This window comes from Gloeocapsopsis crepidinum LEGE 06123 (genome assembly GCF_015207655.1).
GTDB classification, from domain to species: domain Bacteria; phylum Cyanobacteriota; class Cyanobacteriia; order Cyanobacteriales; family Chroococcidiopsidaceae; genus Gloeocapsopsis; species Gloeocapsopsis crepidinum.
Genome location: NZ_JADEWN010000074.1, coordinates 1 through 18,522, shown reverse-complemented (window position 1 = coordinate 18,522; position 18,522 = coordinate 1). Strand labels below are relative to the sequence as shown.

The following is an 18,522-nucleotide window of genomic DNA, read 5'->3' as shown; positions in this document are numbered from 1 at the left end:
CCTCATGAGCGCGTTAACGATTTTTCTGATTATTGCTTGTCATCAGAATCCAGCAACGCAACCAAAGACAACTTTGGAAAACAGGAGCGATCTTGCGTCGGTTGATTCTACCTGTCAAACAATTTCTCATGATGCAGGAACAATCACCGTTTGCGGACAACCAGAACGTGTTGTTGCCCTCGATCCTCATGCAATGGATTTGCTTTTGTCTCTAGAGGTACAGCCGATCGGCTATGCAGAAGTAGAAGTTGCTTTGCTTAAATCTTTTAATCTGGGTGCACCGATGCAGGTCAAGTATTTGGGAGATCGAATGACGCAATCACCAAAGTTCATTGGCACTCGCAATCAACCCTCATTAGAAGCAATACTCAAATTGCAGCCTGATTTGATTGTAGGGGAGGATGCAACAAATTATGATGCTCTCTCCCGTATTGCCCCAACCCTTTTGTTAGCAGGGACAGAGGCAAATCGATGGCAGAAAAATATCCAGACTCTTGCTCAAGTCTTTGAAGCTCAAGAGACAGCACAGGCAGTTATTGCTGCTCACAATCAAAAAATTGCAGCAGTTCGAGCCACATTAGCACCAGTTGTTGCTCAAAAACGAGCGTTGCTACTTGCTACAGATGGCTTTTCTTTCACAGCGTTTCACGATAAACAAGATTATGCAGGAAATCTCCTCAGAAACTTGGGAATTTCGTTGATCGCTGTAGGAGGCTTAGGAGATAAGCGTTATCCGAACCTCTCATTGGAAGTTCTGCCTCAGCTAGAAGCAGACCTCATTTTTGTCATGACTGCATCTAACAATACAGTAGACGCTGAACGAGAACGATGGCAGCAAAATGCTGTCTTGCGATCGCTTTGTGCCTATCAAAACAATCAGGTTTATTTTGTAGATTATCAACTCTGGAGCCGAATTCGAGGAGCGATCGCGGCTGATTTGATTGTGGATAATGTGCAAGAGTTGCTAAATGCCGAAATTAGTCACTTTAGCGATCGCCAACAAATACGCTAATGCTCATCTTTCTTTGTCTAGATTTTGGGAAAACAATTAGCTTATGGAAAATTTTTTTTGCGCTGAGCACTCGCGCCAATCTGGAGTGGATATTATCGGTTCTGCCTCCGAGCATCAAATTTATGTAGCGATTGAATGTCCTCCTCCCTGGGCATCCTACGATTTAGAATCTAGCGGAATTCCAGATAACTTACGCGAACTCGCTGACGAAATTGACGAAGAGTACGATCGCTTCCAAACTCGGTTTTTGCTCATCTACAATGAACGCCTGAAGCAAGACAATCTCACCATTTTGATCTTTCGCAAACAATCGGGACTGTCAACAGGATATGTCAAACAAGAATTTCATCTTGCGGATATTCAAGATGTTGCTCCTCTAGTTAAGCAGTATGTGATGGGTGAAGCAACGGATGCACTTCCGATTGACAATCCTACAAAAGATATCTTGATTTGTACTCACGGTAGCCGCGATCGCTGCTGTTCCCGCTTTGGCAACCCAATCTATCACCAAGCATTGAAGATTGTGGAGGAGCGATCGCTAGATCGCATTCGCGTCTGGCAAGCCAGTCACATTGGCGGACACCGGATGGCTCCCACAGCAGTCACTTTCCCTGATGCTCGTTACTATGGCTACCTGACGCCAGAATCACTGCGGTCAATTCTGACGCAAACGGGACTTGACTGGATTGCTCAACAATATCGAGGCTGTGGCAGACTGCCTTGGGCGGCTCAAATTCTGGAACGAGAGCTAATCGTTACTTACGGATGGCAATGGTTTGACTATCGAATAGAAGGTCGCGTGTTGGAGCATAACGAAGATGAAAGCATTAACCAGGTTGAGATAGTGGCAGATACCCCAAAGGGCGATCGCCATCGCTACACAGCAACTATCTTATTAGACAAATCAAAAACAGTATACCTAAAGGGTTCTTGCAACAGTGAAACAGCTTCATTGGTAGAGCAATACCGAGTTGAGGCGTTGACAGATTGTTGTGTACCTGTGTAGATGAAGCATCGGCGTCACTTTTGTTGATTTCAGCATAAATAAAGCGGGAGGAAATCCTCACCGCTACTGCTTGTTAAATGCGAATAAACAGGAGATGGCGTAGGTGTAGTCTACTTAAGAACACCAATATTGTTGAGTCCTAGGATAATACCTATACCGACAACATGACCTAAGCTCACAGAACCGAGGACTGTACCCACACTAGGATTGTTAAATAGTGATGGGAACGGTAGTGGCATCTTAGGACCAACTTGAGGATAGCGAATTGTCCGACCAGCAATGAACAAAATCAACAGAGAGGCAACAATAATAATTGCCGATCCTGTCCAACTCCACCTTACAGTGTCAGGAACTGTTGGTTGCACTGCTGCTAGTAAAATTAAGTCAGTCAAGTTTCTCTCTCCTAAACAAAAAGATATTAATAATTAAGGATTATCAAATTTCGTTAGGACATACAAAGTCTCTGTTTTAAGAGTTAACAGTTACAACCTATTTTTGATACAAAACTTAATGCGAGTTAAAATCTGCGGAATTACAAAACCAGAACAAGGACAAGCGATCGCCCAACTAGGCGCAACAGCGCTAGGGTTTATCTGCGTACCAGCATCTCCCCGCTACATCACTGCTACGCAAATTCAAGCTATTGTGTCGCGAATACCACAACACTTTGAGCGTATTGGTGTCTTTGCGAATACAACTTGTGCAGAAATTTTCCAGGTCGTTACAGATGGAGATCTTACTGGTGTCCAATTACATGGTGAGGAATCTCCAGAATTTTGCACTCAACTCCGCCAATCGTTACCCACTGGGGTCGAAATCATCAAAGCTTTAAGAGTGCGTAATTCACAAGCTTTAGCTCAAGCAAATTTTTATGTAGACTGCGTAGATACACTTTTGCTCGATGCCTACCACCCTCAGATGCTAGGTGGTACTGGAAAAACTATTGACTGGATAACTTTACAGCAATTTTGCCCAAGCTGCCCTTGGTTACTTGCTGGCGGATTAACTCCAGAAAACGTCAACGATGCTCTTAATCAGTTAAAACCTAATGGTATTGATTTATCAAGTGGTGTAGAACGCGCCCCTGGTGACAAAGATTTAACAAAAGTTGCCCAATTATTTCGACAACTAGCAGCTAGAAAAACGCTGGCTGATGCCGAATTAAATTCAAAAATTCCTCACGAGTCTTCTGCTCGTCGTGAAATACGCCTACCATAGCACTCGTAACTGTCCAGGAGCCTGGTTTTTGAACACCACGCATTACCATACACATATGTGTTGCTTCCATCACGACAGCAACGCCTTGGGGTTCTAAAATCGTTTGTACAGCTTCGGCAATTTGACGTGTCAGACGTTCTTGCACTTGCAAGCGACGCGAGTACATCTCGACAATACGAGCTAGCTTACTCAATCCCACAACTTTTTCATTCGGGATATATGCAACGTGCGCTCTGCCCATAAACGGCAGCATATGATGTTCGCATAAGCTAAAGAAATTGATATCTCTTACCAGTACCATCTCGTTATGACCTTCGTCAAAGATGGCATCATTAACGAGTTCTTCTAGCGATTGATTGTAACCACTAGTGAGAAAATGCATTGCCTCAACAACACGCTTCGGAGTTTTTAAAAGCCCCTCGCGATCTGGATCTTCTCCCACACCTAATAACATTGTGCGTACTGCGTCCACCATCTTTTCATCAAGATCTTCTGGAGGTGGCTGCAATTTAGCTTCTTTACCGTTTTGAGTATTGCGATCTGGTCTTGTTGCAATACGATTAATTTTATCTTCTAAGCTATCTGGCATTAGAGGCGAGTTAGAGCGGGAAGAACCGCTAGAGAATCCAATAGTCATGATCTCAAGTTTCAGTTAAGGTTTGTATAATTAATGTTTAGGGTTGTGACTCCTAACATATTCAGCCGTAATTGTCAATCCTGCAGCCAGTGTCTGAAGGTTGATAGTGTATGTTTATTCCTGATCGCTTCACAAAACGCCAGCGTTAGGCATTAAGGTTAATTCCTCAATAACTGCTTGTTGTGGCAGTAGTACTGTGTGGAGAATTGCCTGAGCAACACTTTCTGGCGTCAACATTGCTGAGCGCTCAAGTTTAATTCTTACAGTATCGCTGTTCCAGAGTTCAGTATCGACTGCACCTGGGCAAATAGTTGTAACGCGAATACCATTCTGGCGTTCTTCTGCGGCTAAGGTTTTGGAAAGTGCAATTAATCCAGCCTTACTGGCAGAGTAAGCACCCCAACTAGGAAAAGGCTGCACGCCAGCTATAGAAGCAACATTGATGATGGTACCTGTGCCGCGATCGCGCATTGTTGGCAAAACTCCCAAAATGCATTGAAATACACTTGTCAGATTCAAGTTCATCACTGCTTGCCAGTCAGTTAATGGTGTTTCACTTAGATTTCCGGTGTATCCCATTCCGGCACTATTGACTAAAATATCTACCTTGAAATCCGCTGCGATCGCACTGATCTGTTCTCGCACTTGTTCAACATCAGCTAAATCGAGTGGATATACTGCTACTTTTACCCCTGTTTGCTGCACTGCACTAGCTACAGCCGCTAATTTTTCTTGAGAACGGCTCACTAGTGCAACATCAATTCCCACCTTAGCAAACGCTAAAGCTGTTGCTTTTCCAATTCCACTACTTGCACCAGTAATCAAGGCGCTTTTACTTTTCGCCAAATTCATGAATTCCTGTTTCCTTGAAGAAGTGGCATCGCTTCCTCATTATCTCAACTTCTTACTCTAGATAGATTAATCGTTTTTAAGACTTAGATTAGTGTTCTTTTGGCATAGAGTAACCTAAACTAACTGCTTGAGTGCAGATGAATTAACAACTAACAGATTGCTCACAAGCAAGTTGTCATGAGCAATCCTCACTACAGACCTGTAGCAAGATGATTTGTTCTGCAGGTGCGCTATTTGTAAAGTTTCTTTACGCGCTAAAGGTAATTATATCACCTGCTTCCTCGATTGCAATTAATGAAACTTCTTAAGATGGTTCAGTAAAAACACCCAAATTGCGAAATTTCTGGTAGCGCATTTTACGTCGCTCTTGACCATTCATTTGCAATAAAGTTTCTAAGTTTTCAATTAATGCTTGCTTGAGGATTGTCGCTGCACCGAGCGGATCAGAATGTGCGCCACCACTTGGTTCAGGTAAGAGTTGATCGAGAATACCCAGGTTTTTCAAGTCTGGAGCTGTAATTTTTAAAGCAACTGCAGCTTGAGATGCTTTGGCAGCATCTTTCCAGAGAATAGCCGCGCAAGCTTCAGGAGTGGCAACCGTATAAACTGAGTGTTCAAACATCAGTAAACGCTCGCCTACACCAATACCCAAAGCTCCCCCAGAACCGCCTTCGCCGATAACAGTACAAATAATCGGCACCTCAAAACGGAACATTTCACGCAGATTATAAGCGATCGCCTCGCCTGCACCTTTGTATTCCGCTTCTGCTGTTGGTAGAGCACCAGGCGTGTCAATAAACGTCAAGATCGGCATTCCGAATCGATTGGCGTGTTCCATTAGCCGGATTGCCTTACGATAACCTCCAGGAGATGCCATCCCAAAGTTACGTGCAATATTATCTTTCGTATCGCGACCTTTTTGGTGCCCCAACATGACAACAGCACGTCCTGCCAACTTTGCCACTCCACCAACTAAAGCCGGATCGTCAGTGCCTCGGCGATCGCCATGCATTTCCATCCATTCATCACTAATTGCTTGAATGTAATCTAAAGTACTTGGGCGGCGCGGGTGTCGTGCCAATTGCAGTTTCTGCGAAGGCGAAAGACTACTAAAAATTTCTTGTCGTAGTTGCATGGCGCGGGCTTCCAATTGGCGAATATCCTCGGAAACATCGACGCCATTTTCCGCCGCAAGTTCGCGAATTTGCTCAATTCGTGATTCAAGTTCAATCAGCGGCTTCTCGAAGTCTAAAAGTAGCGGTTTGCGCTCAGTAGTTGCCATAGTTAAAGGGTCGGGGGTCAGGGATCAGGGGAGTTATGAGTTCTCAGTATTGAGTGTTGAGTTATGAAAAGTCTTTTAATTCAAAATTCAAAACTAATCACTAGTCACTAGCCACTAATCTTGATCCTAATTCCTACACCAACAGAGGACGAAAACCATGTTTTACAGATACTTGACCGATTTGTTCCATCTTTTCTACTGTAATTTGGTTACGTCCCCAAGAAAAGTTAGTATGTAACTTCTCAAATTCTAGTAGCATCGACTCAGCAAAACAAGCGAATAGCTGGCGGGCTGGAACATCCATATTAACTATGCTCATAATTCTCCAGTCAATGTCAAGCGAGTGCTCTACAATCCCACCATTAAGTACACTTATACCTGGATACTGCACCTTGGTGACTAAATTTTTAGGATAACCACCATCAATCAGTAAACAGGGTTGCTTGAGCGTTGTAGGATCAATTTCCATTCCCTTGGGCATACTGGCTACCCAAACGATAATATCTGCTTGAGGTAAAGCTTCGTCTAAACTCAGAATCTTGCCACGACCGAGTTCTGATTGCAAGTGCTGTAATCGCTCTTGATTGCGAGCAATTAATAGCAACTCTGCTACATCTGTTCTAGCGTCCAACCAACGGCAGATTGCACTGCCAATGTCACCTGTAGCACCACACACTGCAACGGTTGCTTTTGAGAGTTCAATGCCTAGCTTTCTAGAGGCTTGTTCAACTTGGCGGCAAATAATATAAGCTGTGTGTGTATTACCAGTCGTAAACCGCTCAAACTCTAGCCGCACATTGCGCACTTGTCGATTTTGGTACAAGTTAAAATTTTCAAAAATTATCGAGGAGAAACCGCCCAAAGCCGTGATATTGATACCATGCTTTTGTGCATGAGCCATAGCGTTGAGTACTTTCCGCGTTGCTGCTTTGATACGGCGTGAAGCTAGCATTTCTGGAAGAAAGCAAGATTCTACATACCGACCTTCAATTATTTGACCAGTAATGCTTGTAACTTTGATAGTATCTACGATTTGGGGCGGAGCGCTGCACCAAAAATCAAGCCCTTGATCTGCGTATTCAGGGTAGCCTAACTCCTTAGCTACTGCTTGGGCGTGTTCCAAACTAGTAAGATGACCGATTAGACCAAACATTTATTGTGCTGTATTAGACCTATGGCTGCTATTAGAAAAATTAATGGTGTGAACTTGAGGGATGATTCCCCCCAAATATCACACAGAGATGCCGAATTCGGACTCGGCATACTTACGCGATGATACGTTTAAGCAATGCAGTGAAACTGATACAGAGGCAGAGTTTACTACCCCTGCACCTTGGTAAGTTTTATGCAGCTGTAAGTCCGTATGCTGACATCCGCATAATATCGCGGGTAGTGAAGCCAATATTACTCAACGCTTCACCGTACTGAATCATAAAATCTTCTACCAAAGCTTCTTTTTCCATTGCTAAGGTATGGGCATCGTTTTCGACTGCATTAAGCATTTTCCAAACGATGGGAAGATTTTGACGGTTTGCTTGTTCGAGTTCAGCTTTAGATTCTTCAAAGTGTTCTTTCAACCAGACTTCACCAAAGTTGAGGTGGCTGTATTCATCTTTAACTACACCTTCAGTAATTTTACGGGCAAAGTCATCAGCAACGGGAATGTAGATATTGTAAGCAGCGATCGCAAAGCATTCGATAATGAGAGATTGAATGAGTAAGCAAGTAACTACGTTTTCTGACTCGGCTGCTTTTTGGAAGTTTTGGTGCAATTGAGCAAAGAACTCTTGCGCAAACTGCATATCTGGTGTGACTTGAAGATTACGCCCACAGGCTTCAAAACCTTTTTTGTGGCGGTTCTCCATCTTCGATAAGCGAATCAGTTCCTCTTTATATTCTGGCAGCAGTTCCGCTAATCGGATGTAATTTTCATGGGCTTCTTTCTCCCCTTCAATCACGATCGCATTGATGCGACTGTAAGCGTCCTTGTAGGTTTCGCTGTGGAAATCAAGTTCTGCGGTGGTGGCAGCCAGCTGCTGCATAGGTCTTTTATCTCCTATTTACGTAAATCAACTAATACGAGCTTGGTCAACCTGGCAACTCAAGTGTAAAGTTGATGGTTAAATTTAACTTAACAAATCTCGATGCGCTACGTTACGTTTGGTCATGAAATATTTTTTAATTTAAAAAAATATCAATGCCTATAAAAGCATAAGGCGAAATCAGTATCAATGCCTAAAAAAAATCTCAACAACAGCACCACCAGTGAATCCACATTAGAAGTAGTTAACTTAGTTGTTCTACTACTAGGTGTGGTTCTTGTACTACTACCCTTGGGAATAGTTTTTCTCACCTCCTTTGCTCCAGAAGGAGCGACCCTAGCACTGATTCCACAAAATGGCTGGTCTTTAACTAATTACCAAGACGCCTGGCAGCGAGGCAAGTTCCTGCTTGCATTTGCTAACTCTACACTTGTCGCACTTGCTGTTACTGCTTTTCAAATTATCTCTTCAGCCTTGGCGGGATATGCGCTAGCGCGATTAAAATTCCAAGGTCAGCAGGTAGTGCTGTTGATTGTTTTAGCGACACTGGTGATTCCTTTTCAGTTATTAGTGATACCAATTTTCTTAGTTCTCAAGTGGGGACATCTAATTAATACTTATGGAGCGCTGATTTTCCCGACAGCGGTAAATGGTTTTGGAATTTTTTTACTGCGGCAGTACTTCTTAACAATTCCGATCGAGTTAGAAGAAGCGGCGGCGTTGGATGGTGCGAATCGCTGGCAGATTCTATGGCGGGTGATGTTGCCATTATCACGCCCAGCCTTGGTAACGCTCTTTTTGTTTACTTTTATCGGGGAATGGAACGATTTATTTAAGCCATTGGTTTTTACAACAAGACCAGAGTTAAGAACGGTACAACTTGCCTTAGCAGAGTTTCAAGAACAGTTTACAAATAATTGGCCTTTACTCATGGCAGCAGTCGCGATCGCGACAATTCCTGTTGTCATTCTGTTTCTCTTTGGTCAACGGCAATTTATTCGAGGAATTGCTACAACAGGAATTAAAAATTAGTTAATGTATTTATTTTGAAGGCGATCGCTAAAGATTCATTGCAAAAAATTGTATCTTAGATAACAGTTAGTTATATTATGCTTACCAAAATTTTCTACGACAAAATTTTTTAACCCTTAATTTAATCAAGGGGGCATATATGCGTTGGCGCTACAAATCGCTGTTTGTCCTGATTGTTGTAGTTACAGTAGCTGCGGTTTTTCTCTCAGACTTCTTACTACAGCCACCAGTAAGAGCAACTGAAGCACTACTACAACCTGCACCTACACAACCTTTAGGTTACTACGATTATTTTGGTAAGTTACTTAACCCGCAACAAGCAGAACAACTCGTACGTCAAAAAAGCATTGACCTGAATTCGCCTGGTGCTTACGAACGCATTGGGGCGGTAAAAATCACCCAACAGTTACTCGACAGTGGCGAGAATATTTTTTTCAATCGCAAGATTGGCGATACTTTAGGGTTCCAACGAGTGTTCGGATTCAGCATCGGCTTTGCTCAGATTTTACCAGAAGTCACCGAAGCAATTTTGAAACTCCACGGTCAGCCAACAACTAATTTACGAATTAAGCTTAAGAAGGACTTAACTTTAGGTAGCCACATATATCCTAAAGGAAGCACTATTGATACTGGTTTAGACATCGAGAAAGGAGCCATTTTTCCTTTAGGCTTGAAAACAGACGGCAATATTACTTGTGCAGTTTGCCATGTTGCTACTACCAATACTGGTAAACGTTTAAAGGGAGTACCTAATGGAGATTTGAATGCTTCATTTTTTGTTGCTTTAGCACCGAACTCAGCGGCAGGTTTTGCACGATTAAAGATTAATCCACTTGATCCTAAGTATCAAGGCAATGGCAGAACAATCATCGATAGCCGTAATAACTTAGTTAAGTTACCCGATCCCCAAAAAATTGAAGCTGCGTTTGACGATGCAGTACTCGATATACCCTTGGGTCAATTTGAAAGTTCACCTGATGGGATTAGTAACACAACACAAATCCCTAATGTCTTTACTTTCAAAACTCACCCATTCTTAGCTGATGGTCAGTTTGCAGTCGGTCCTTTCGCTGGGCTTAGCGCGATTAACAATGGAGTGCATTCCTCAGAGATTAATTTGCTAGCAGCCGCGCAATTAAGTGCTCAAACATTGGGAATTGACCCAGAGGTCTATTTAGGAGTTGTGCTGCAAAATGCAGTCGATCCGCTGCTACGTTTGCCTAAATGGGGACCTCCGATTAAACCCTCGCAATGGTTACGTTTGATTGCTCCAGACCCCTTAAAAGCCGAGTTAGAAGCACAAATTCCAGCACCAGGTACAGGTAGTTATCCTCAACTGAAACCTAGTTTGTTTACTTATAACGGGTTGATTTTCAGCCCGAATACGAATTCTCAAGACATTGGAAGTGGACCTTTCCTATTTGCCTCAAATGCAATGTCAGCTTGGCAAAACAGCCTAGTTCCGCCACCAAATCGCAGCCGAGAAAATCAGCAAGCACTGCAAAGTGGCTCAGTACAGCGAGGGGCTAGAATTTTTGAGCAAGCTAACTGTGCAACGTGCCACGTTCCACCTTTCTTTACAGACAATGTAATTCACCCACTACGAGAAATAAATACTAATCCTGCCCGCGCTAAATCTCGCCTTGACCTGAATAATCTGCTTGTACCACCGAAGCTTTACACTTTTAACAATCCTGTGCCAATTTCTGCCAATGCTGAAGTTTTGGATATACCAACAGCAGGAATTAGTGTCAGTCCCACAAGCTTGCCAAAAGGTTTATTACCTGATGGTGGCTATAAAACAACTCCTTTACGTGGACTTTATTTGAGTGCGCCCTATTTACATGATGGTGGAGTAGCAGTGCGCTCAGGAGCATTACAAGTAAGATCGGATGGTCGTTTTAGTGTAGTTGATCCAACTGGCTTAGGATTGACAGGTACATTGAGTATTGGTAAACCTGCGGATGCGGCAAGTAGCTTACGAGCGCTAGTCGATCGCAATCTTCGCGCCCAAGTCGTTGCAGTTAATAAAGCTAACTCTGCTTTAGTCAGATCTAATCTTGATGGAACTGGTCATCACTTTTATGTAGACCAAGCTGCTGGTTTCACTCCAGCACAGCAAACTGATTTAGTCAACTTTTTGTTGGCACTAGATGACAGTCCTGGTCGTTTCTAGCTTACCGAAATAGACTTTCCAAACAATGCCTTCATCCCCTAACCCCTTCTCCTAAAGTTGGGAGAAGGAGAACTTTCTTTTAAAAATCATTCTTCTTGAATTTGCAGGCGAATAGTACGTTCTCCGCTACCGAGTTGCACTTCGACGACTTCACCACCGAGTTGTTCTAAACAGCTTAAGAGCGATCGCAAATTTGGCGTACTCGCTCCAGTATCAACATACAAGCGATCAGCTAAACTACCAATTTTTTTCCAAGTGTTGTAGAGTTTGGCAATTGTTTGCTCTAACTGCGAAGCTTGATTAACAAGATCGGCGGCAACATTGACACAGCCAAGTCTTAACGCTTCTTCTAGCGCCCTTTCTAAGTCCACTGACTCCTCATCAAGTGCTTGGACATTAGTTGCTGCATCTAGATATTTGGCGAGATAACGCGCCTCAGATGTCACTTGTTTGAGTGTATCGACATCAGGATTTGCTGCAACTTCCTCGCGAAACACAGTTTGATGGGACTCCGGTAGTTTCTCCATTTCGCGCACGAGAGGGGCAAGATAGCGGCTGGGAAGTGTATTATCCGCTGCTTTGGCTTTAACGGTATCAGGAAGTAAATCGGATGACATGGCGGTGAATTCATCGGCTAGCTGACGGACTTCTCGCCGCGTAATGCGATCGCCTTTTTTTGCGGCATCAGTAATTAGCTGCTGAATTTCAGGTTCAGCTTTGGCAGTTTCAATAAACGCTCGTTTACTAAAGCAGCGCACGGTGTCAGAATCGAGTTGTCCTTGTTCCATGAGTGTATCTGCGCTATTTGCTAGCTGAATCATGGAATATGCTTGACTTTTGCTGATATCTCGTTCTTGCAGCCATTTAAGAAAGCCACTTCCCCGCGCATCACCGTATTTCTTCTCGCGATCGCGGACTGCACGTAAAATGCGCCCCCGCCAAATTTCAGTTTGTAGATCAAAGCGATCGCATACTTGCCAAGCGGTATCTACCTGGCGTTGAAATTCCATCTCAGGAATTTGTTCATCTTCAGGATCGGGAAGTTGAAAGTTTAAATTAGTCTGTTCCTCTAAGGCAGCAACAAGATCAATATCAGAAGATGACATGAAAGGCGATCGCACAACAGCTGGATTATTATTGCACGCTCTATCGCTATAGGAAATATTAATGAGCCATTAATCACTCTTTCACTAGCTACTAGCCACTCATCACTCCCTCACTCCTCTCTCGCAACACATAGCCGACGCTACGCACGGTTTGAATCAGGCGCGGTTCTTTATTGGCTTCTAGCTTGAGGCGCAAGTAGCGGATGTAAACTTCAATAATGTTAGAGTCACCCATAAAGTCGTAACCCCAGACTTTTTCAAGAATGCGATCGCGCGTAATCACTTCTTGGGGATGCGCGAGAAGATATTCCAGTAAATCAAACTCTTTCGCCGTTAGTTCAATGAGTCGCGTACCCCGATAAACTTCTCTGGTACGGCGATTTAACTTCAAGTCCACAAATTGGCGTATATCGGCGTCTATATCTTGAGTACGTCTTAGGTGCGCCCGCACTCTGGCGAGTAATTCTTCGACACTAAAGGGTTTGACAACGTAATCATCAGCACCTGCATCTAAACCGGCAACGCGATCGCTGATATCGTCTTTAGCAGTTAATAAAATGATTGGTACTTTATCGCCATGAATTCGCAAGCGGCGGCAAACTTCTAGTCCTGATAACCCTGGTAACATCCAATCAAGAATAACTAAATCGGGATGTAATTCGCGGGCTGTGTTTAACCCTGATAGTCCGTCATGTTCTACACTGAGGCGGTAGCCTTCATAGCTTAGTTCCATCTGAACGAACTTAGCCAGCTTAATTTCGTCTTCTACTAGTAAAATATGTGCTGTCATGGTTGCTATACAGCAATTGGTAAAGTAATAGTAAAGACACTGCCTTCACCTAATCTAGAAGCGACTGTAACACAGCCACCCATCCCATCTACAAGTGTTTTGACAATCGATAAACCTAAACCATAACCACTAGTAGCACGGGATTCATCAACTCGATAAAATCGTTCAAAGATGCGGGCTTGTTGCTGTAAGGGAATGCCTACACCGCGATCGCACACCTGAATTCTTGCTTGTTCTAGTTGATCTAATTTTAATGTAATTGGTAGGCTAAAGTCAGAGTATTTAACAGCATTATCGATCAAATTCAGCAATACTTGTTTTAAACGATGGCGATCTGCCAAAACTATGATTTCATCATTCGCCTCAATCGCAATCTCTCGATTGCTGTATTGCTGCGCCATTCCTGCTACTTCAGCTACTAGTGCATTGAGTGGAACAGCTTCTATATGAAAGTGTAAATGACCGCTATCCGCTCGTGCTAAGTCTAGCAAGTCCTGTAATAAACGAATTGTGCGATCTGCTTCTGATGCTGCGGTTTCTAAAGCGTCCCGCTGCGTTGTTGTCAGATTAGTCTCGCGCCGGAGTACACTTTGTAAATAACCATAGACAATTGTGAGTGGCGTGCGTAACTCGTGGGAAACATTACTAACAAACTGTTCCTGTTGTTCCCAAGCGGCGGCGAGACGCTCTAACATCATGTTATATGTACGGGCTAACTCTCTAACCTCAGTAGGTGCGCGATCGCATTGTAGTTTTGCTTGCCCTAAATCTGCCGCAGAAACTTTTGCTGCAAGTTGATTAATCTGCATTAATGGCTGTAGCGAACGTTGGATGTAAAGTGCGATCGCAACTGTAATCGCCATCAAGATGAGTAAACTGGTAACACCTAAACTCTGTACTACTGCCAAAAACATTGTTTGTTCGTCAGAAATATCTTGGGCGATGAATAACTGTCCCCATGATTTGCCATTAACGCGCAAAGTCCTAGCACACATCACAAAGTAGCGGTGATTAATTGCGAAGACTTGAGGGCTAGCTGGAACCTGACGCAGTGACAATAATGCGATCGCTGTGGTATCCATCGCATTCAAATTTACAGATTTTGCCCGATTAATACCATCAGGAGAGATTACCCAAAGAAAAGTTTGACTATTGGCTAGATTATCAATTGCTTTTTGGATGCCAGTTGCTACTGAAAACATTTCACTGTATATCTCAGCATCACGAGGTAAACGTTGAGCAATCTCTTCAACATAACGCTTGTGCGAACCAATCAAAATTTGTTGCATTTGCCATATTGTCCAAATAGCAACGCTACTCAATCCCAAAGCCGAAACCGCAGCGATACCTACAGTTAAGCGTACGCGCAGTGAAAAAGGATCAATTCGCCAGATATTCCTAATTCTTGCTATCACCCACTGTTTCCTGGTGTTGGTGTCGGACAAGTTTTATTTGCAAAGTCACACTGATAAATATACGACTCTTGCCAGCTTAAGGGAATTTCTAGCAAATCTCTTGTTCCTGTTATTCCTTGTCCAATAAATAACAAAAGCGCAACACAGTTTAGAATTGTATGGATTTTCCGCCACCGCTGCGAACGGTCTTTGTAAATATCAGGCGCGATCGCTAACGAAAAAATCATTAACATTGCCGCTGCTATACCAATATAATAATGCGATAAATACCACTCATTCGTTCGACGAAATACTCCATCTTGGCTGCCTAAAATGATTAAGCCTGCACCAGTGAGTGTAGCAAATACTCCTCGCCAAAGACTTTGTTTTGCCCAATAAAGTAATACTAAGGAAGTTACAGTAGCAGCAAACATTAATACAATAAATATAACTTGAAATGGTTGCTTAGTAATCAGCTGGTTGTTGAGAATATTTTTGGCAATCGGGTGAGCTAGTCCTAGTAATGTAATACCGACAACTCCTATTGTTAACCAATGACCTATTCTATTATGCTCTGCCCCGACAATCGGTGAAATTTTACTCTGTTTATTATGTAAGCGTCGCTGCCGAGTTTGCCAAGCTAAATTACTAACTATACCAATTATTGGAAATACAAAAATGATTGCGATCGCTGGATGCAATAACCTTAAAGCATCACTAATCTCTATCATATGAAACCTCTAGAAGTAGAAGAAAGCTTATATATTCTCAGTGCGTGTTGAAAGATTTTTTGAAGCAAACCACAAAGTACACAAAGGACAGAATTAGAGATTAGTAACAGTTTAAGTTGAGTATATCTGTTTATTTTTAATAATATGAAGGAAGACTTACGTAGTCTTTTTATCAGAATTGAATTTTTACTACGTAAGTTCTGGTGTAGTTAAAAGGAGTTTGTGGTGTATGCGATCGCTTAACAAAGTAGTGCTAGCGGTTGGCTTGTGCTGCTGTTTGTAGTGGGGCATAGCCGAATGTAGCATTAAATTGTCTACACCAAATAGCTACAGATTGATAATCTGCTAAATTAATATCTTGAGGAACGCTATAACGTTGAGTTCCGTTTAGTTTCTGTAAGCGACCAAGTGATATGTAATCTTGCTCTTTTAGACCACCTTTTGGTAAGGTAGCAGCACGATGCAGAATAACGTACAAATCAGGACCCATATCAGACATAAATGCTTGGTCAAATTCTAAATAGCGTCTACCGTTTTCAGTTACAATTCGAGCTGCACCTTCAGTTGGGTGTTCTGCTGCGATAAAGTTACCCGATTTCACTGTGGCTACTTGCGCTGCTTGAACTGATGAGGTTGTAGGCAATCCACTAAAACTGCTAACAGCTAAAATAGCAGCGATACTTAGAACTAAATAATTCAATTTCATGGGATTTTATTTGAAATAGCATCTACTGATAACAATGTATAAGCTTGTTGTAGATGTAGAATTAATCCCAATTGAGAAGTTAGTAGAAAAGTACTCACTTTCTTCTCAGTAAATTCTCATAATCAATCCTGCTGAATTGTTCACTTGAGCTATGAAAGTAAAGGGATAAGAATAATTTCTCATCCCTTTAAATAGTTTCCTTTAGACAGCTTCTATCGCAGATAAAGTATTAAGATGCTGGGCGATCGCTTGCTTTGGTATGATACCCGCAATCTGCTCTACAACTTGCCCTTTTCGGAAAAATACTAATGTGGGAATTGCATTGATGTTGTACTCTGTAGCCAGCTCTGGATAATCGTCAATATTCAATTTACCGACTTTGGCTATACTTGCAAAATCAGCTGCAACTTCTCGAATAATCGGATCTATTATGCGACAAGGTCCACACCAAGGTGCCCAAAAGTCTACTAAAACTGTTACTGTACTCTCTAGCACTTCGTGCTGGAAGTTGTCGTTTGTTAGAGTGATGTATTTGGTATTATTTGACATAAGATAGTAGCCTTCTTGTTGTTTTGGAATGAACGTTCCAGTTTAACTGAAAAAAAATAGTTACCTTAATCTAAAACAGAGATAACTACGTCTGTAATGTCTTGCAAGACAGAAGGCTTGACTTTGCACATGACATGTAAACCTTGCAGAATACAGGTAAGGAAACGTGCTATAGCTCGCAGATCTTGTTTAGGAGTAATTTCACCTTTTTCATTTGCGTTAACTAAAGCATGATAGAAAGCATTCTCGATGCGCTGAAGATGGGCAGTAATGCAACTCGCCGTATTTTGGTCATGTGGTGCCAATTCTACGGCTGAATTAGTTATCAAGCAACCACGTTGTTGTTTGTCATTTGTGGCACACTCAATGAAGTTTTGAAAGTAATCTACAATTGCTTGCTTAGCTGCATCTGGTGCTTCTAATTGAGCGATCGCCTCTGCAAAAGCTGTTTCATTGTAATGCGCGATCGCTTCGAGAAATAAGGCACGTTTATCACCAAAAGTATCGTAAAGACTTCCTCGGTTTATTCCCATTTTTTCAACCAAGTCTTGGACTGATGTTGCTTCATATCCTTGGCACCAGAAAGTTTCCATCGCCTTTTCTAGCACTTCATCTCGGTCAAACTCTTTCTTACGTGCCATCAACTTTAATTGTTCTCCTACAACTGTTATAACAATTTTGGAACGATTAGTCAAATATAAAAAATACTACATACATCATGCCAGCAAAAGCTTTGTTTGTACGGAATCGTTTTACCTGGCTAGCGTACTTAATGACAGCTTACTTTGCATATTTACAAGCTGCTTTAGATCCAATAATGCCATTTCTACGGGCTGAATTGGGAATGAGCTACACCATAGGCGGATTACACTGTAGTGCGTTTGCGTTAGGGATGATTTTAGCTGGATTGGTGAGCAATCGCACAACTCAGACGTGGGGACGTAGTGTTAATTTCTGGACTGGTGCTGTTGGGATGTCGGTAGGTGCTTTAGCTGTAGCATTCTCACGTCAAGCAAGTTTCACTATTGCCAGTGCACTACTTTTAGGGCTACTTGGTTCTATCCTTCAGATGACAATTCAGGCAGCACTTTCTGATCAGTATCAGGCACAGCGTACACTAGCGCTGACTGAGGCAAATATTGCTGCTAGTATTGGTGCAAGTCTTGTTCCCTTGTTGATCGGTGGTTTTCAGCAAATAGGATGGGGCTGGCGCAGTGCTTTGTATTTGGCTGCGATTGCATTAATTCTGATTAGCATAAAGTTTCGACAATCTATTCCCGTTGTTGCAACACCTCAAGTTGAAGGAAGTGCACTACATCAAAAATTACCAAGAACATTTTGGATCTACTGGGTAGTCATTTTCCTAGGCGTATCAGTTGAGTACTGCATTTTCTTTTGGGGTGCAGATTTTCTAGAAACTGCTGTTGGCTTAACAAGGAGTCATGCAGCTAGCACGATGAGTATTTTTGTGTTATCAGGTTTTGTTGGACGTGTAATGTTTAGCCGCCTTAGTCGACTTGTGCAGGATGAAATTTTACTATTGGGTGCGATCGCAGTAACTTTTTTCGGTTTTCCAATGTTTTGGTTGGCTAATTTTGCCCCAATCAACATTCTCGGTTTACTTATTGCTGGGCTTGGTGTTGCTAACTTTTATCCTCTTATTCTCTCGCTTGCAGTTGGTGCTGCTAACTTGCAGTCTGATCTAGCAACTGCACGTCTCTCGATTGGAGTGGGCATGGCAATTTTAATTTCACCATTCATTCTAGGTAGCATTGCCGATCAACTAAATCTCAAAGTCGCTTTTGGTCTTGTAATAGTTATGTTAGCTGCGATCGCCGTAGTAACTCTAGTTGGAGTTTATTTACAGCCTATTGCAGTTTTATGAGGCACAGTAGCAACAGTGAGTAAACCAGTTTTTCAAATGCACGGGATTAATTAAATCGAGTGCAGTGGCAATGAGAAGATCAACCCTGAATGCAGTAGTTGGGG

19 protein-coding genes are annotated in these 18,522 nt (G+C 42.5%); 6 read left to right on the top strand and 13 right to left on the bottom strand.

Annotation, left to right across the window (positions count from 1 at the left end):
* Positions 1–4: 4 nt before the first annotated feature.
* Together IQ230_RS22305 and IQ230_RS22300 are read left to right on the top strand one after the other, a co-directional pair.
* Positions 5–1,012: an ABC transporter substrate-binding protein gene (locus IQ230_RS22305; protein WP_193934430.1), complete on the top strand. Its 1,008-nt coding sequence runs from the start codon at positions 5–7 to the stop codon at positions 1,010–1,012.
* 43 nt (positions 1,013–1,055) lie between these two features.
* Positions 1,056–2,018, top strand: coding sequence for a sucrase ferredoxin (locus IQ230_RS22300; protein ID WP_193934429.1), 963 nt, complete (start codon positions 1,056–1,058; stop codon positions 2,016–2,018).
* A gap of 110 nt (positions 2,019–2,128) precedes the next feature.
* Here the strand turns inward: IQ230_RS22300 and psaK are convergent, their stop codons facing one another.
* Entirely contained in the window at positions 2,129–2,410 is a 282-nt protein-coding gene (psaK, locus tag IQ230_RS22295; RefSeq protein WP_193934428.1) for a photosystem I reaction center subunit PsaK, read from the bottom strand.
* A 118-nt stretch (positions 2,411–2,528) separates the two neighbouring features.
* On the opposite strand from psaK, the gene IQ230_RS22290 reads away from it, so the two are divergent.
* Positions 2,529–3,236 (top strand): phosphoribosylanthranilate isomerase, encoded by a 708-nt coding sequence (locus IQ230_RS22290; protein WP_193934427.1) that lies wholly within the window; start codon positions 2,529–2,531, stop codon positions 3,234–3,236.
* Here the strand turns inward: IQ230_RS22290 and folE are convergent.
* The 5 genes from folE to IQ230_RS22265 all read right to left on the bottom strand — a co-directional run bounded on the left by folE (position 3,154) and on the right by IQ230_RS22265 (position 8,049).
* Positions 3,154–3,873 (bottom strand): GTP cyclohydrolase I FolE, encoded by a 720-nt coding sequence (gene folE / locus IQ230_RS22285; RefSeq protein ID WP_193934426.1) that lies wholly within the window; start codon positions 3,871–3,873, stop codon positions 3,154–3,156. The two genes, IQ230_RS22290 and folE, sit on opposite strands and share 83 nt — an antisense overlap.
* A 129-nt stretch (positions 3,874–4,002) precedes the next feature.
* Positions 4,003–4,725 carry an SDR family oxidoreductase gene (locus IQ230_RS22280; protein WP_193934425.1) on the bottom strand — a complete coding sequence of 241 codons (723 nt, stop codon included), beginning with the start codon at positions 4,723–4,725 and terminating at the stop codon, positions 4,003–4,005.
* A 304-nt stretch (positions 4,726–5,029) separates the two neighbouring features.
* Positions 5,030–6,007 carry an acetyl-CoA carboxylase carboxyltransferase subunit alpha gene (locus IQ230_RS22275; RefSeq protein WP_193934424.1) on the bottom strand — a complete coding sequence of 326 codons (978 nt, stop codon included), beginning with the start codon at positions 6,005–6,007 and terminating at the stop codon, positions 5,030–5,032.
* A gap of 133 nt (positions 6,008–6,140) precedes the next feature.
* The gene (locus tag IQ230_RS22270; protein ID WP_099699515.1) at positions 6,141–7,160 is read right to left on the bottom strand and encodes a long-chain acyl-[acyl-carrier-protein] reductase; all 1,020 of its coding nucleotides are present in this window, start codon (positions 7,158–7,160) and stop codon (positions 6,141–6,143) included.
* Between the two features lie 190 nt (positions 7,161–7,350).
* A complete protein-coding gene (locus IQ230_RS22265) occupies positions 7,351–8,049 on the bottom strand; it encodes an aldehyde oxygenase (deformylating) (protein ID WP_193934423.1) in 699 nt (232 codons plus the stop codon).
* 189 nt (positions 8,050–8,238) lie between these two features.
* Between IQ230_RS22265 and IQ230_RS22260 the strand changes: the two genes are divergently transcribed.
* Both IQ230_RS22260 and IQ230_RS22255 read left to right on the top strand, forming a co-directional pair.
* A complete protein-coding gene (locus IQ230_RS22260) occupies positions 8,239–9,081 on the top strand; it encodes a carbohydrate ABC transporter permease (protein ID WP_193934422.1) in 843 nt (280 codons plus the stop codon).
* A gap of 139 nt (positions 9,082–9,220) precedes the next feature.
* Positions 9,221–11,257 carry a di-heme oxidoredictase family protein gene (locus IQ230_RS22255; protein ID WP_193934421.1) on the top strand — a complete coding sequence of 679 codons (2,037 nt, stop codon included), beginning with the start codon at positions 9,221–9,223 and terminating at the stop codon, positions 11,255–11,257.
* Positions 11,258–11,343: 86 nt separating this feature from the next.
* Here the strand turns inward: IQ230_RS22255 and IQ230_RS22250 are convergent, their stop codons facing one another.
* The 7 genes from IQ230_RS22250 to IQ230_RS22220 form a co-directional block, all read right to left on the bottom strand.
* The gene (locus IQ230_RS22250) at positions 11,344–12,363 is read right to left on the bottom strand and encodes a hypothetical protein (protein ID WP_193934420.1); all 1,020 of its coding nucleotides are present in this window, start codon (positions 12,361–12,363) and stop codon (positions 11,344–11,346) included.
* 91 nt (positions 12,364–12,454) lie between these two features.
* The gene (locus tag IQ230_RS22245; RefSeq protein ID WP_193934419.1) at positions 12,455–13,153 is read right to left on the bottom strand and encodes a response regulator transcription factor; all 699 of its coding nucleotides are present in this window, start codon (positions 13,151–13,153) and stop codon (positions 12,455–12,457) included.
* A 5-nt stretch (positions 13,154–13,158) separates the two neighbouring features.
* On the bottom strand, positions 13,159–14,568 hold the full coding sequence (locus IQ230_RS22240) for a sensor histidine kinase (protein WP_322742539.1): 1,410 nt from the start codon (positions 14,566–14,568) through the stop codon (positions 13,159–13,161).
* Positions 14,565–15,278, bottom strand: a complete 714-nt coding sequence (locus tag IQ230_RS22235) for a DUF4079 domain-containing protein (RefSeq protein ID WP_193934418.1) — start codon at positions 15,276–15,278, stop codon at positions 14,565–14,567. The genes IQ230_RS22240 and IQ230_RS22235 overlap by 4 nt, the downstream gene beginning before the upstream one ends.
* A gap of 253 nt (positions 15,279–15,531) precedes the next feature.
* A complete protein-coding gene (locus IQ230_RS22230; RefSeq protein ID WP_193934417.1) occupies positions 15,532–15,984 on the bottom strand; it encodes a DM13 domain-containing protein in 453 nt (150 codons plus the stop codon).
* 201 nt (positions 15,985–16,185) lie between these two features.
* Positions 16,186–16,533 (bottom strand): thioredoxin, encoded by a 348-nt coding sequence (trxA, locus tag IQ230_RS22225; protein WP_193934416.1) that lies wholly within the window; start codon positions 16,531–16,533, stop codon positions 16,186–16,188.
* A 65-nt stretch (positions 16,534–16,598) separates the two neighbouring features.
* Positions 16,599–17,174, bottom strand: a complete 576-nt coding sequence (locus IQ230_RS22220) for a TetR/AcrR family transcriptional regulator (RefSeq protein ID WP_193934415.1) — start codon at positions 17,172–17,174, stop codon at positions 16,599–16,601.
* A 77-nt stretch (positions 17,175–17,251) separates the two neighbouring features.
* On the opposite strand from IQ230_RS22220, the gene IQ230_RS22215 reads away from it, so the two are divergent.
* Positions 17,252–18,418: an MFS transporter gene (locus IQ230_RS22215; RefSeq protein ID WP_193934414.1), complete on the top strand. Its 1,167-nt coding sequence runs from the start codon at positions 17,252–17,254 to the stop codon at positions 18,416–18,418.
* Positions 18,419–18,522 lie beyond the last annotated feature (104 nt).